This window comes from Paraglaciecola hydrolytica, from assembly GCF_001565895.1.
Classification (GTDB): Bacteria; Pseudomonadota; Gammaproteobacteria; order Enterobacterales; family Alteromonadaceae; genus Paraglaciecola; species Paraglaciecola hydrolytica.
Map to the genome: position 1 here is coordinate 1047630 of NZ_LSNE01000003.1, position 14767 is coordinate 1062396.

A 14767-nucleotide genomic window follows, 5' to 3' on the forward strand; every position below is an offset into this window, starting at 1 on the left:
CTAGGCATCCCTTGGCAGGCCTTTTTCGACACTACGGATCAAACGTTCGGTTAAACGCTGTTGAGGCTCGGGCGCTTTAATGGCTAGTGCTTTGATCGCTTGTTGTTCAAGCGCCCAATCAATATGTTCTTTTACTAAGTCGCTGGCCTGAGCTTTGGCTTTTATTAAAACATCAACTATCTCTGATGAATAAGGTGCATTACCTAAACCTACAGCTAGATTACGCTGCCAACGTTCGTAACCTATTCGACGAATAGCCGAACCTTCGGTAAGTTTCAAAAATGTTTGTTCGTCCCAGTTAAATAAGTCGACTAATTCTTTGGCTAATAAGTCTTTACGTGGCTGAAAATCGGCTTCGGCGGTGATGCTGGCATAACGATTCCAAGGGCAAATTAGCTGGCAATCATCACAACCATAAATACGATTGCCTATGAGTGTTCTAAATTCTGTGGGGATCGCGCCTTTTTGTTCAATGGTTAAATAGGATATGCAACGCCGAGCATCCACCACATAGGGTTCGACTATGGCTTGGGTGGGGCAGATGGTTATGCATGCTGTGCAGCTACCACAGTGTTCTGTGGCGGGAGCATCAACGGGTAAGGGCAAATCAATTAATAACTCGCCTAAAAAAAACCACGAACCGGCTTTTTTGTTGAGAGTAAGTGAATGTTTTCCTGTCCAGCCAAGCCCCGCTTTTTCAGCTAGGGCATGTTCCAATACAGGGGCAGAATCAACAAAGGGGCGATAGTTAAGCTCGCCACATTCAGCTTTAATTTTTTCGCCTAGTTGTTTTAAGCGCGCGCGCATTAACTTGTGATAGTCACGGCCTAAAGCATAACGGCTGATATAAGCTTGATTTTTGTTTTTGAGGCTGCGGGCAAATTGCGCGTCGGGAGGCAGATAGTCCATACGCACACTGATGGCACGTAAGGTGCCGGGTTGCAATTCTGCTGGGCGCGCGCGTTTCATACCGTGTTCACTCATGTAGTGCATTTCACCGGCATAACCTTGATCTAGCCAGTTTTGTAACCTGCCTTCATGTTGACTCAGATCAACATCGCAGATACCGACTTGCTGAAAGCCTAGTGTTTTGCCCCAAGCCTTGATATTTTCAGCTAATAAGACCAGTGCCTGAGTATCCAATTGTGTCATTACCTATAAGACTAAATTCAAAAACGCCGCCAAGTTTAGCATATAAATTGCATAACGCAGCCCAGGTTAGAGAGCATGAAGCTGCGGCTGCTCAGGCACAAAACGCTAGCTTATTTGATTTGATGCAACGTGCTGGAGCCGGTGCCTTTAAGCACTTGTTAGAGCGTTATCCCTTAGCAACTAAGCTCATTGTTCTGGTCGGCTGGGGCAATAATGCGGGCGACGGTTATATCTTGGCAAACTTAGCCCACCAACATGGTTTGTGTGTTGAACTCGCCTGTGCCGACCCTGCACGAATATTGACAGGTGATGCTTTATTGGCTCAGCAACTGTGTTTGCAAGCTGGGCTTCAGCTTGTCAGTTGGCAGCAAGTTGATTGTAGTAAGGCAGATGTATTGGTGGATGCTTTGCTGGGCACGGGACTAAGGGGCGAGATACGTCCTTTAATGCAGAATATTATCGAACACCTCAACCAAGTTACTGTGCCCATATTGAGTCTCGATTTACCTTCGGGCTTAGATGCTGACACTGGCTCACCCATGCCTGTGGCAGTAAAAGCCGCTAGTACCGTGAGTTTTGTGGCACTCAAACCGGGTTTAGTCACTGGCATAGCTAAAACCTATTGTGGTGAGCTAGTGCTGGATGAGTTGGGTATTAGCCACGCTTTTAGCCAGTTAGCCACAAGCTCGGCTGAACTGGTGTCGTGGGCAAGTTTAGCGCCGCTGTCTGTGCGAGATAAGCATGCCAACAAAGGACATTTTGGCCGCTTGTTATGTATAGGTGGCAACCGTGGCATGGGCGGTGCAATTCGATTAAGTGCCGAAGCGGCTTTGCGCTCAGGTGTGGGTTTAGTCAAAGTATTTTGTCATGAACAAAGCCAGTGGCAAGTCAGTACTGGGCGACCCGAAATCATGCTCAATATTGATAGTGGTACTGCCGCCTTAAAGGCTGCATTAGACTGGTGTACTTGCATTGTGCTGGGGCCAGGTTTGGGTACAGACAGCTGGGCGCAAAGTCAGTTTGAGCAGGTACTCTGTTATGTGCAACTAAGTCAAAAACCACTGCTTATTGATGCGGATGGTTTGAATTTGTTAGCGCTGAAAAAAGCGCAGTCTACTCACTTGAGTTTACCAATGTGTATTGTGACTCCCCATCCTGGTGAGGCTGCTCGATTACTTGATACAAGGGTCAAAGATATTGAACAAAATCGTTATCGAGCCTGCCAGGATATCGCACAACAATATGGTGTGGTCGTGGTATTAAAAGGCGCAGGCACTGTGATTGGTAGTTCACAAACCAATGAAGTGCAGGTTTGTGCCGATGGTAATCCCGGTATGGCAACCGCAGGCATGGGTGATGTATTAAGCGGGGTCATTGCCGCTATGATTGCACAGGGTTTAGTTGCACAGTTAGCTGCCACTTATGGTGTGTGTCTACACGCAGCCGCGGGTGATAGGGTTGCCAGTATCTATGGGCAGCGTGGTATGATAGCCGGCGATTTGTTTGAGCCCCTACGGACACTGTTAAATTACCAATGACAACCTTAAAACCTAACTTGTTATCTCAACGTGATTTTGATTTGCCTGACGAAGAATCCATGGTGCAACTGGCTGGACGCTTGGCTTCAGTCTGCCAACACTCTTGTGTAATCTATTTACAAGGTGACTTAGGTGCGGGTAAAACCACTTTTAGCCGTGGTTTTATTAAGGGTATGGGCCACAAGGGCAAAGTTAAAAGTCCCACTTATACCTTGGTCGAACCATACGAAATTGGACCTTGGCGAATTTTTCATTTTGACTTATATCGCTTGGCAGATGCGGAAGAACTCGAATTTATGGGGATCAGAGATTATTTTGAAGAAGACTGTATTTGCCTTATCGAATGGCCAGATAAAGGGCACGGGCTCTTGGCAGCAGCGGATTTAACCATTAGTATTGACTACACACCACTGGGAAGACGTTTGTCGATGTTAGCATTGTCCGCACGAGGACAATCATTGCTCGAGGTCTTGACCTAAGATTTTGGTAACTGAGTCAGCAATAAGAAAAATAATATGCAAAGCCATCGATTTTTAGCAAAATTAGTGCAGCGAGTTACAGCTTTAGTGTTGCTTGCCAGCCTGTTGTTGAGCGCCGGTTTGCACGCGCAAAATAACATTGATGGATTACGTATTTGGCCCTCCCCCGCCAATACTCGTTTGGTCTTTGATTTAGCCCAAGCGCCAGATTTTAGTTATTTCACCCTGAGTAATCCTGAACGTCTGGTCATCGACATTGCCAATACCAATGATAACTTTAACTTTTCTCAGGTGGAAAATCAGAGTTCTCTGGTAAAAAAAATCCGTTACAGCACGGCCAAAGATAAAAAGTCCATACGAGTTGTTATCGAATTGCCTAAAAAGCTCGAACTAACGGTGTTTTCGCTGCCCCCGACTACTCCTTACAACGATCGTTTAGTCATTGATCTAACCGATGATAAACCTCAACCTTCTATTATACTCGATGCAAAAACAGCCAGTTCTGAGCGTGATATTATTGTGGTGATTGATGCTGGGCACGGTGGTGAAGATCCTGGCTCGGTGGGCAGTGCTGGCAGTTATGAAAAACACGTTACCCTGAGTATTGCAAAACATCTGGAAGATCTGATCAAACGTGAGGTGGGTATTCAAGCGGTAATGACCCGTACCGGTGATTATTATATTTCACCGAATAAACGCCCGGAAATTGCCCGTAAACATAAAGCTGATTTGCTGGTATCAATTCATGCAGATGCTTTTGTCACTCCGCAACCCAGTGGTGCATCAGTGTGGGTATTATCCATGAGTCGAGCCAACTCTGAACTAGGTCGTTGGATGGAAAACACCGAAAAACATTCTGAGTTACTCGGTGGTGCAGCTGAGATCATTCAAGATACCGCCAGCGAATTGTATTTAACTCAGGCCTTGCTGGATATGTCGATGGATCACTCCTTAACGACTAGTTATGACCTTAGTCGCGATGTTATCACGCAATTACGCGCTGTTACCAAGATGCATAAAACAGCGCCGCAGGCAGCGAGTTTGGCGGTATTAACCTCGCCGGATATAGCTTCTATTTTGGTTGAAACGGGTTTTATTTCTAATCCGGGTGAAGAAAAAAATCTAAATAATCAAGTTCATCGCCAACGTTTAGCCCAATCAATTTTTGATGGTTTGAAAAAATACTTTAAACGTTTACCCCCTGATGGCTCCTTGTGGGCGAGACTTAAAAAAGAACATCGCACTCATCAGGTACGCAGTGGGGAGTCTCTGTCTTTATTAGCCCAACGTTATAATGTGGATGTGGGTCAGTTGAAAAAGGCCAATAATATGAATACCGATGTGGTGCGTATTGGCCAGATACTAACCATTCCGCAAACCTAGTTTTTGCTAGCTTTTCGCCCTATTTAAACCAACAGGTTGTGCTGTGCCGATACAAATTTTACCTGCCATTTTAGCCAACCAGATTGCCGCCGGTGAGGTAGTTGAACGCCCCGCATCGGTAGTTAAAGAGCTAGTTGAAAATAGTCTGGATTCAGGCGCCAGCCTTATTGAAATAGAAATCGAAAAAGGCGGCCACAAACAAATATTAGTGCGCGACAACGGCAACGGTATTCCACAGCAAGAATTAGCCTTGGCGTTAAGTCGCCATGCTACCAGTAAAATCAGTAGCTTAGATGATCTTGAACATATAGTGAGTTTAGGATTTAGAGGAGAAGCACTCGCCAGTATCAGCTCGGTTTCACGTTTGAGTTTAAGTTCTAAACCGGCTGAACAAAATGAAGCTTGGCAAGCCCACAGTGAAGGGCGCGATATGCAAGTGCAGCTCACGCCGATTGCCCATCCTAAAGGCACCAGCGTTGATGTCACTGATTTGTTTTTTAATACCCCTGCACGGCGCAAATTTTTAAAGGCCGAAAAAACCGAATTTAGCCACATTGATGAAATTATTCGGCGGATTGCCTTAAGTCGTTTTGATGTGGCCTTTAGCTTAAAACATAACGGCAAGTTGTTGCGCAAATATCCTGCGGCTGACAACTCAGTATCCAAACACAAGCGCTTAATCAGTATTTGTGGCAAGGAGTTTGGTGAGCAGGCCATTGAGCTAAATAGCCAATATCAGGATTTTAGCTTGCAAGGCTGGTTAGCTCCGCCTAACACAGCAAAACCTCAGGTTGATTGCCAGTATTTTTATGTCAACGGTCGCATGATGCGTGACAAATTGCTCAATCATGCAGTACGTCAGGCCTTGGAGGGAGTGATTGCGCCAGAGCATCAGTTAGCTTATGTCTTGTATTTTAGTCTCGATACCGCTCAAGTAGATGTCAACGTACATCCCGCCAAACACGAAGTACGCTTTCATCAAAGTAGATTGGTGCACGATTTTGTCTATCGGGCTTTAAGCGACGCCATCAATCAGTATTTTTCTGCCAGCCCGCAAGCTGGTAATGAATGTAATGAACTCGCTCCAGTTGAGCCAAATCATAGTTATATTCAGCCGCTACGTCAGGCTCAGCCCAACGAAGTAAATGAGCGACATAGACAACATTCTGAATTTAAATCAGCACATGCAAGTGCTAGTCAAAGTGTCGCCGTCAACTATGCAGCACAACCAACTAGCAGACAGTCCCACCTTGGGAATTCTGCCCAAGCCGCCCAGCATTATCAGCAACTGATGAGCGCGCCAGAGCCTAATGGCACATTAGCAGGCTCGTGGCTAAAAATTGATGATAAACAATTATTGGTGAGTACCAAGGCGGTTTTTTATCTTGTGCCTATCAAAGCCTTACTTAAGGCTCAGCTACAACGTAACTACGCACATGCCATGCCGGTGAGTCAGCCTTTGTTGTTACCCATTTCTATTGAAGGTGATGTGTCCTTACTAGCCCAAGCAAAAGCTTTGAGTGAGGTATTGTTGCAAAACAGTATCGACATCACTTGGCAACACAAGCGCATTATATTACGCAAAATTCCAGCGGGAATGCGTCAATACAATTGGAGTGTGATCCTCGAAAAGGTTTTACAGACACCGGAACACTCGGCTCAAAGTGTTAAACAATATTTGTTAGATTGTCTGGCTGAGCAACAAAGTGAGTTAGCAGAGCCGCAAATTTCACTATTGTGGACGGATTTTTGCCAACCTGCGTTGCTATCATTAGATCAACAACTTGCCGCTATTGGTCGTAAAGTACCTTTGCAGGAGTGGATAGCAAAACATGACTGAAAACGTATCCACTACACTACCGCCAGCGATATTTTTAATGGGGCCGACGGCCTCAGGTAAAACCGCCTTGGCTATTGAGTTATGTCAAAAACTACCTTGTGAGATCATCAGTGTGGATTCGGCGCTGATTTATCAGGGCATGGACATAGGTACTGCTAAACCCACAGCGGCAGAACTCGCCTTAGCCCCCCATCGACTCATAGACATACTCGATCCTGCGCAAAGTTACTCAGTGGCCGAATTTCGCCGTGATGCCTTGCGAGAGATGGCTGAAATAACGGCCAAGGGGAATATCCCGTTGTTGGTGGGAGGCACTATGCTGTATTTCAAAGCGCTAATTGATGGGTTATCCCCCTTGCCTGAATCTAATCCAGCAGTGCGCGCACGTATCGAGCAACAAGCACAGCAGTTAGGCTGGCAGCATATGCATGAGCAACTGGCGAAAATTGATCCACAATCGGCATTGCGCATTCATCCAAATGATCCTCAGCGGCTATTACGCGCGCTAGAAGTATATGAATTAACTAATAATTCTATGACAACTTTGATGGCTACCAAGTCAGCACCTTTGCCTTATAACGTGAGTCAATTTTCTATCGCTCCGGCCGATAGAGCAGTATTGCACCAACGAATTGCCCAACGATTTCAACTGATGTTAGACGGTGGATTTGAAAAAGAAGTTGAAAAATTGCGCCAACGTATTGATTTACATCTAAATTTACCTTCAATACGCTGTGTGGGTTATAGGCAGATGTGGCAATATTTAGAAGGGGATTTTGCTTTTGATGAAATGCGCGAAAAAGGTGTCGCGGCTACTCGTCAGTTAGCCAAACGTCAGTTAACGTGGTTACGTAGTTGGGACAAGGTATTTAGTTTGGACACATTTGCAAAAGACAATTTGACTCAGGTGATTAAACTGAGCAAACTTCGCACTTAGCAGCGCTATACAGCTTTTTGAAAATCTGTATAATCCTGTTTAGGGTATTTTTTATAATAAAAAGAAAAGGATAGATCATGGCTAAAGGGCAATCACTACAAGACCCGTTCTTAAATGCACTGCGCAAAGAACGTATTCCTGTGTCTATTTACCTTGTTAACGGAATAAAACTCCAAGGGCAGGTCGAGTCATTCGATCAGTTTGTCATCCTGTTGAAAAATACCGTCAGCCAAATGGTTTATAAACACGCAATTTCAACTGTTGTGCCTTCGCGCGCAATTCCCATGTCGGCAACCGGATCAGAGTCAGACGAAGATTAATGGTGCTAGGAGAGTGGCTTGTTTGACCGTTATGCAGCTGGTGAGCAAGCTGTTTTAGTACACGTCGATTTTGCTGATGAAAATAGCAGAGAAGATTTATTAGAGTTACAGCTACTTGTATCCTCCGCTGGTGTGAACGCTGTTGATGTTGTTTCAGGTTCGCGCCAAACACCTAAGGCCCGCTACTTTGTTGGTAGTGGTAAAGCCGAAGAAATAGCCAATTCTGTACGTGCCAATCAGGCTGATGTGGTTATTTTTAATCATAGTTTAACTCCTTCGCAAGAACGTAACTTAGAGAAGCTGTGTCAATGTCGAGTGCTCGACAGAACCGGTTTGATCTTGGATATTTTTGCTCAGCGTGCCCGTACCCACGAAGGTAAGTTGCAAGTTGAGCTCGCTCAGTTAAAACATATGAGTACTCGTTTGATCCGCGGCTGGACTCACCTTGAACGTCAAAAAGGCGGGATAGGTTTACGCGGTCCGGGTGAAACTCAGTTAGAAACTGACAGACGGTTATTACGTGAACGTATTAAAAGTATTACCCGTCGCTTGGCGAAAGTGCAGGTTCAGCGTGAACAAGGGCGGCGTGCTCGTTTACGTGCTGAAATTCCCACGGTTTCTCTTGTAGGTTATACCAACGCAGGTAAATCAACCTTATTTAATACCGTGACTCAGTCAGCGGTTTATGCGGCTGATCAGTTGTTTGCGACGCTAGATCCGACTTTACGAAAAATTCAGTTACAAGATATAGGTTCAGCAATATTGGCTGATACGGTTGGTTTTATCCGTCATCTCCCCCATGATCTGATAGCGGCCTTTAAAGCCACTTTGCAAGAAACCCAACAAGCCGATTTATTATTGCATGTGGTTGATTACGCAGATGAGCAATTTCGGGAAAATACCGATCAGGTCAATAAGGTGTTGGAAGAAATTGAAGCTGATGATATTAAGCAATTAGTAGTCTGTAATAAAATTGATCGCATGGAAGGTGTTGAAGCGAGAATTGACCGTGACGAAGAAAATGTACCTATACGTGTATGGGTGTCTGCGCAACAGGGTTTAGGAATAGATTTATTGCTCAGCGCAATAAGCGAATGTTTATCAAAAAATATGGTACAACATACCTTACGTATTCCGCCTAGTTTGAGTAAATTACGCGGTGCCTTGTATGAAATGAATTGTATTGCGGAACAAAGTTATACCGACAACGGTGATTGGCAAGTTGCGGTGCGTATGGAACAAAGCGACTGGCAACGTCTAATAAAGCGCTCAGAAATAAACTTGCAAGACTATATTGTTAGTGACAATCAAAACTAAGTAACAAACAGAAAATAGGCATAATGTAAGTTAACATTGTGCCAATCAATTATTTTAGTGAATCAACTAGTTGGAGAGTGAAGATGGCTTGGAATGAGCCCGGTGGTAACAACAATGATCCTTGGAAAAACAAGGGTGGTAAAGATCAAGGTCCGCCTGATTTAGACGAAGTGTTTAAAAACATTATGGCTAAATTTGGCAAATTTGGCGGTGGCAAAGGCGGTTCCGCACCCAGTGGAAAAAGCTTTGGTGGCATTGGCCTCAGTGTGATTTTAGGCATTATCGTTGCTGTATGGGTTCTGAGTGGTTTTTACACCATTCGTGAAGCAGAACGTGGTGTCGTACTTAGATTTGGTGAATTCAGCCATTTTGTTGAGCCAGGTTTACGTTGGAAACCCACCTTTATTGACTCAATCGTGCCGGTAGATGTACAAACTGTACGTTCTATGGCGTCGTCTGGTTCTATGTTAACCGAAGACGAAAACGTAGTACGAGTCGAAATGGAAGTGCAGTACCGCATACTTGAACCTTATAAGTATAGTTTTGCCGTGACTGTGCCTGAAGAAAGTTTAAGCCAAGCTTTTGATAGTGCTATCCGCTACGTGGTTGGTCATTCAAAAATGGATGCTGTCTTAACCAGTGGTCGTGAAGTCGCCCGTCAAAACGTACGTGATGAACTGCAAACCATCATAGAATCCTATGATATGGGTTTGGCCATAGTTGATATGAACTTTAAAGATGCACGTCCACCTGAAGAAGTTAAAGCTTCTTTTGATGATGCGATTGCCGCTCAAGAAGATGAACAACGTTTTATCAATGAAGCCGATGCTTATGCCCGTGAAATCGAACCTCGCGCTCGTGGTCAGGTAAACCGTATGGCTCAGGAAGCACAAGCTTATAAAGAGCGTGTAACCCTAGAAGCACAAGGTGAAATCGCTCGTTTCGAAGAGTTATTACCACAATATAAGGCGGCGCCTGAAGTTACACGTAGCCGTATTTACATTGAAACTTTAGAAGAAGTGTATAGCAATACCAGCAAAATACTGGTGGATACCAAAGGTACAGGCAACATGATGTACTTGCCCCTTGATAAGATATTAGAGCGTCAATCGGGCTCTAATGTGCCTGCGAATATTCGTAGTACGTTAGAAGGTTTACGTAATCAGGATAGTGATGGTGTAAATGACAATTCAACGGTTACTTCTCGCAGTAACAGCCGTACGGGGAGAAACTAAGCCATGAAAAATTTTATCGGTGTCATTGTTATTTTGCTTGGTTTTTTAGCTTATGGCTCATTGTTTGTGGTGAGTGAAGGCAACAAAGCCATTGTTATCCAGTTTGGTAAAGTACAGCGTGATGGCGAAAATCAAACCGTGGTATTTGAGCCAGGTTTGCATTTTAAACTACCCATTTTTGATCGTGTGGTAGTGCTTGATGCACGTATTCAAACCTTGGATGAAATGCCTAGTCGTTTTGTTACGTCAGAGAAAAAAGACTTAATTGTTGATCTCTATGTTAAATGGAAAATCAAGGACTTTGCTAAGTACTACTTGTCTACTGGTGCTATCAAAGGTAATGCTGAAATACTCTTGCAACAAAAGGTCAATAACGGTCTTCGTTCAGAGTTTGGTACTCGTACTATTTCACAAATCGTGTCTGGCGAACGTTCTGAATTGATGGATGAAGCGATGAATCAAGCTTCAACTAGTTCAGATGAATTGGGTATTGAGATTGTTGATGTGCGGGTTAAACAAATCAACTTACCACCTGAAGTACGTAACTTTATATTTGAGCGTATGCGCACAGAACGCGAAGCGGTTGCTCGTGAACATCGTTCTGAAGGTAAGAAAAAAGCTGATTTTATCAAAGCCGATGTAGACGCAAAAGTAACTGTATTATTAGCTGACGCTGATCGTAACGCCCGTAAATTGAAGGGTGAAGGTGATGCTCAAGCGGCTAAAATCTACGCAGATACTTATTCTAAAGATCCAGAGTTTTATAGCTTCTTACGTAGTATGGATGCTTATAGAACCAGCTTTAGTAGCAAAAATGATGTCTTAGTGGTAGAGCCTACCAGTGACTTTTTCCGTTACATGAAAGGTAAACAAGGTAAATAATCGACTACTTTGTATTTTGCTTACAAGGTACTTCGAGTTTAATATCATCAGTAAAAAATATTAATGATGGTTCATTTTTGCCCTGATAAAAAATCCGATGCGCGTTAGCCATCGGATTTTTTGTTTAAAAACACTTAAACCGTTGGATGCGTTCTGAGTGCATATTTATTTAATAGAATTGGTATTAGGTTTATCTAATCGTTTTGACAATAGCACAGCTCGAAAAACTCTAGTGATAGGTATCACTGATTAAACGATGTAGGTTGCTGTACCTGTGGCGATATGTAAGTTGTCTTCATTGTGCAGTTCCATGCGACATACCGCGACTTTATTGCCTCGTCGTATAACCTGAGCCGTTGCGATAAAGTGCTTACCCTTACCTGGGCGCAAATAATCCACCCGCATATCTAAGGTGCCACCGTAGGGTAGTTGCTCGTAAAAAGCTTTTACCGCATCTTCGTTTTCTAACTGCTGTATTCCATAAAATAAGGCCGCGATACTACCTACCGTGTCTAGTACGGCAGCAGTTACCCCACCATGCAGGATTTTGTGTACCGGATTGCCCATTAGTTTATCTTGCCAATCTAAGCGAATTTCGGCTTGAAAGTTATCTAGTTGGCTAACTGTTAAGCCCAATACTTGATTAAAGGGCATTTGCTGATTAAAAAAATCAGTTACAAAATTTTGAAGTTGTTGTTTATGCAGTGTCATTGTTAGCTGACTCCCGTTAAACCGAAATACAGGCTAATCCCCTGCAATACGGCACTAACCGCAATTGAAGCGAGGATCATGCCCATCACTCTGCTCACCACACTAGCTCCGGCTTCACCAATGATGTTGAGGATGCGGCTGGCAAGCAACATAAATATTAAGGTGACGAGCAATACGGCAAGCATAACAAGGGTTGTTATACCTTGATGCAGCACAGAAAAACGATGGTTATCAGTAAGCAACACTGCGGCCATCATGGCGCCAGGCGAGGCTATGGATGGAATGGCAAGGGGGAACACATACTTGTGTAAATTTTTTTTCACTAAATGCATTTCGACTTCTGGTTTGCTTTCACCGAATATCATCGTCAGCGCAAAAAGGAATAACACTATGCCCCCTGCAATTTGAAAAGCAGATAAGGGTATTTGCATGGCATCAAGCAAATACTCACCGACGAGTACAAAAAAGAGCAATACAATGGCGGCAACTAGGGTGGCTTTCAGAGCTATGGTACGGGCCATTCCCTTGCTCATTCCTATCGTTACCGCAATGAATACCGGTATGGTGCCGATGGGGTCGATTACCGCCCAAAGCAGTACAAATTGTTTAAAAATTTCATCCATTTTGATCTTTGCCTAAGTTAGTTGACTATAGATTGGTTGTTATATTGATAGCGGTGTTTGACTCTTCGCCGTTCGTGTCAACGCTGAAAGTACGGAACGTTGCGGTATAAAAACGAACGGGTGGATTTCTCATCGTGATGTTACTAAAACTTGCAACAAGCACCCAAATGATAATATTAATGGTAACAGATGAACCTTGGAATGTTCTAACATGCTCGGGCTATATACCCAAGCTCCCTCAGAAACGCTCAAACTCGTATCTTCAGGTTGTTTGGGTATATTCATAGCTCATTTTAAATTGATTCTCATTTTGACATGAATGTAATCGGGTTGTTTGTTAACCCTGTTTCAGATTTTTTATGTCTTTTATGCTAGAGTTCAAGCCTCATAAACTGCATTAATGAATCATTTCCAAAGAGTCTATAAAACCTAGTGTTGCAGTATAAGGCACTACTTTTGTAATTTGATTTAAGGAGGCTAAGTCGGAATGACAATTGAGCTTACCAGCCAATTTATTTTTATAGGCTCAATACTGGCAGTGTTATGCATTTTGGCCAGTATTCTATCTCGTCGTTTTGGTGCTCCCCTGTTACTTGTTTTTCTCATTCTAGGTATGTTGGCCGGAGAAGATGGCTTAGGAGGAATTACCTTTAACGATTTTTCCTTAGCTTTTCTATTAGGGAATTTAGCCTTAGCGATAATCATTTTTGATGGTGGTTTAGGTACTCGTAAAAGTACCTTCAGAGTCAGCCTTAAACCAGCATTGTCGTTGGCAACGGTTGGGGTAATAGTGACGGCTGGGATCACCGGTTATTTTGCCCACTGGTTGCTGGATTTAACCTGGCAAGAAGGTTTGCTCATTGGTGCGATTGTCGGCTCAACCGATGCCGCCGCCGTGTTTGGACTTTTACGAACCGCCGGATTGGATCTTAAAGAGCGGGCTGGGGCAACATTGGAAATTGAGTCAGGTAGTAATGATCCCATGGCCATTTTCCTCACTATTGCGATGGTGCAACTGTTAGTACAAGATACTGATAATCCAGGATGGTCATTTTTAATCGAGTTTATTCAGCAAATTGGACTGGGAGCTATTGTCGGGCTGACTTGTGGTTATTTACTGACCGAACTAGTAAAACGCATTAGTTTACCCAGCGCTTTGTACCCTCTGCTTGCCTTGGCGGGTGGCTTGAGCGTATTTGGAGTCGCCAACTTGTTGGGCGGCAGTGGTTTTTTAGCGATTTATATTACGGGAGTCTTGGTTGGTAATAGACCCTTGCCTTATGGCAATGATATTCATCGTTTTCATGATGGCATAGCGTGGTTAAGTCAGATTGGCATGTTTTTGATGCTGGGGCTATTGATTACACCCAGTCATTTACCACCTATTATTTTGCCTGCTATCGGTATCGCTGTAGTGCTTATTTTTGTCGCCCGTCCCCTTGCAGTATTAGTCGCATTGTTGCCCTTTCGTTTCCCGTGGCGCGAACAAGTTTTTGTTGGTTGGTGTGGACTAAGAGGCGCAGTACCCATCATTCTGGCGCTATTTCCTTCTCTGGCAGGTATGGAGAATACGGTTATCTATTTTGAGTTGGTGTTTTTTGTGGTGTTGATATCATTATTACTGCAAGGATGGACTATTGCCCCCGTGGCAAGATGGTTGAAAATTGATTTACCCCCTTTACCTCGCAACCCAACTCATTTTTCTCTGACGGTTTCCACTGAGCAGCAAAAGGAGCTGCTCGTTTATGAGATATTAGAAAATACACCCGTATTAGGCATGAAGCAGCATCAATTACCGATGACACAAGGATCACAGGTCGTAGGCATTATTCGTTTAGGGGTTTTAGTGGAAGCGCCGGCCCAACAAATTTTGCAAGCAAAAGATCAACTGCTAATACTGGCCTTGTCAGATGCCAAAGCAACGCTCAATAATAGCTTTGCCGCTCCAAGGACGGCGACCAATATTGAACTGCGCAGCTATTTTGGCATGTTTACCATCAGAGCGGAGACGTCGTTGGGAGACTTATCCCTAGTTTACGGTTTTAGCGTCGATGATGGTTTACTCGATACGCCTATTGCTCAATTTATTGAAAATCGGTTTCACGGTAAACCTGTTGTTGGTGACAGGGTTCGCTTTGGTTCAGTGCAATTTGTGGTCAGAGAAGTGGTGATGGGAAAAATTACGGTTGTGGGTTTAAAGCTACATACTGAGACGTAGCGGTTTAAATTCCCTTCATCCTTAAAACAGCAAGTTTGTTGGTTAATTATTTGTAGTCTAGCAAGTGAACCTCAGATTAAAAACCGTTAGACTTGCGGCCTAATTTTGCGACGAAGAAATTTTTTGAGTTTA

General features: G+C 43.8%; 13 protein-coding genes. 10 read left to right on the plus strand and 3 right to left on the minus strand.

What is annotated here, in order from left to right:
- Positions 1 to 1152 carry a tRNA epoxyqueuosine(34) reductase QueG gene (gene queG / locus AX660_RS07080; RefSeq protein WP_068374500.1) on the minus strand — a complete coding sequence of 384 codons (1152 nt, stop codon included), beginning with the start codon at positions 1150 to 1152 and terminating at the stop codon, positions 1 to 3.
- Between the two features lie 47 nt (positions 1153 to 1199).
- On the opposite strand from queG, the gene AX660_RS07085 reads away from it, so the two are divergent.
- From AX660_RS07085 to hflC, 9 genes are all read left to right on the plus strand, one after another.
- The gene (locus AX660_RS07085; protein WP_235594674.1) at positions 1200 to 2690 is read left to right on the plus strand and encodes an NAD(P)H-hydrate dehydratase; all 1491 of its coding nucleotides are present in this window, start codon (positions 1200 to 1202) and stop codon (positions 2688 to 2690) included.
- Positions 2687 to 3169, plus strand: a complete 483-nt coding sequence (tsaE, locus tag AX660_RS07090; protein WP_068374503.1) for a tRNA (adenosine(37)-N6)-threonylcarbamoyltransferase complex ATPase subunit type 1 TsaE — start codon at positions 2687 to 2689, stop codon at positions 3167 to 3169. The genes AX660_RS07085 and tsaE overlap by 4 nt, the downstream gene beginning before the upstream one ends.
- A gap of 36 nt (positions 3170 to 3205) precedes the next feature.
- A complete protein-coding gene (locus AX660_RS07095) occupies positions 3206 to 4552 on the plus strand; it encodes an N-acetylmuramoyl-L-alanine amidase (protein ID WP_068374506.1) in 1347 nt (448 codons plus the stop codon).
- A 43-nt stretch (positions 4553 to 4595) separates the two neighbouring features.
- Positions 4596 to 6392, plus strand: coding sequence for a DNA mismatch repair endonuclease MutL (gene mutL, locus AX660_RS07100; protein ID WP_068374509.1), 1797 nt, complete (start codon positions 4596 to 4598; stop codon positions 6390 to 6392).
- Positions 6385 to 7329 (plus strand): tRNA (adenosine(37)-N6)-dimethylallyltransferase MiaA, encoded by a 945-nt coding sequence (gene miaA, locus AX660_RS07105; RefSeq protein ID WP_068374512.1) that lies wholly within the window; start codon positions 6385 to 6387, stop codon positions 7327 to 7329. The genes mutL and miaA overlap by 8 nt, the downstream gene beginning before the upstream one ends.
- A 77-nt stretch (positions 7330 to 7406) precedes the next feature.
- Positions 7407 to 7649, plus strand: coding sequence for an RNA chaperone Hfq (hfq, locus tag AX660_RS07110; RefSeq protein WP_068374515.1), 243 nt, complete (start codon positions 7407 to 7409; stop codon positions 7647 to 7649).
- Between the two features lie 18 nt (positions 7650 to 7667).
- The gene (gene hflX, locus AX660_RS07115; protein ID WP_068374518.1) at positions 7668 to 8966 is read left to right on the plus strand and encodes a ribosome rescue GTPase HflX; all 1299 of its coding nucleotides are present in this window, start codon (positions 7668 to 7670) and stop codon (positions 8964 to 8966) included.
- Between the two features lie 83 nt (positions 8967 to 9049).
- Entirely contained in the window at positions 9050 to 10201 is a 1152-nt protein-coding gene (gene hflK / locus AX660_RS07120) for an FtsH protease activity modulator HflK (RefSeq protein ID WP_068374521.1), read from the plus strand.
- A 3-nt stretch (positions 10202 to 10204) separates the two neighbouring features.
- Positions 10205 to 11083: a protease modulator HflC gene (gene hflC, locus AX660_RS07125; RefSeq protein ID WP_068374524.1), complete on the plus strand. Its 879-nt coding sequence runs from the start codon at positions 10205 to 10207 to the stop codon at positions 11081 to 11083.
- Positions 11084 to 11332: 249 nt separating this feature from the next.
- On the opposite strand, the gene AX660_RS07130 is transcribed toward hflC, so the two are convergent.
- Both AX660_RS07130 and AX660_RS07135 read right to left on the minus strand, forming a co-directional pair.
- Positions 11333 to 11794, minus strand: coding sequence for a thioesterase family protein (locus AX660_RS07130; RefSeq protein WP_068374527.1), 462 nt, complete (start codon positions 11792 to 11794; stop codon positions 11333 to 11335).
- A 2-nt stretch (positions 11795 to 11796) separates the two neighbouring features.
- Entirely contained in the window at positions 11797 to 12417 is a 621-nt protein-coding gene (locus AX660_RS07135; RefSeq protein WP_068374530.1) for a MarC family protein, read from the minus strand.
- 487 nt (positions 12418 to 12904) lie between these two features.
- On the opposite strand from AX660_RS07135, the gene AX660_RS07140 reads away from it, so the two are divergent.
- Positions 12905 to 14635, plus strand: coding sequence for a potassium/proton antiporter (locus AX660_RS07140; protein WP_068374533.1), 1731 nt, complete (start codon positions 12905 to 12907; stop codon positions 14633 to 14635).
- The last annotated feature ends 132 nt before the right edge of the window (positions 14636 to 14767 follow it).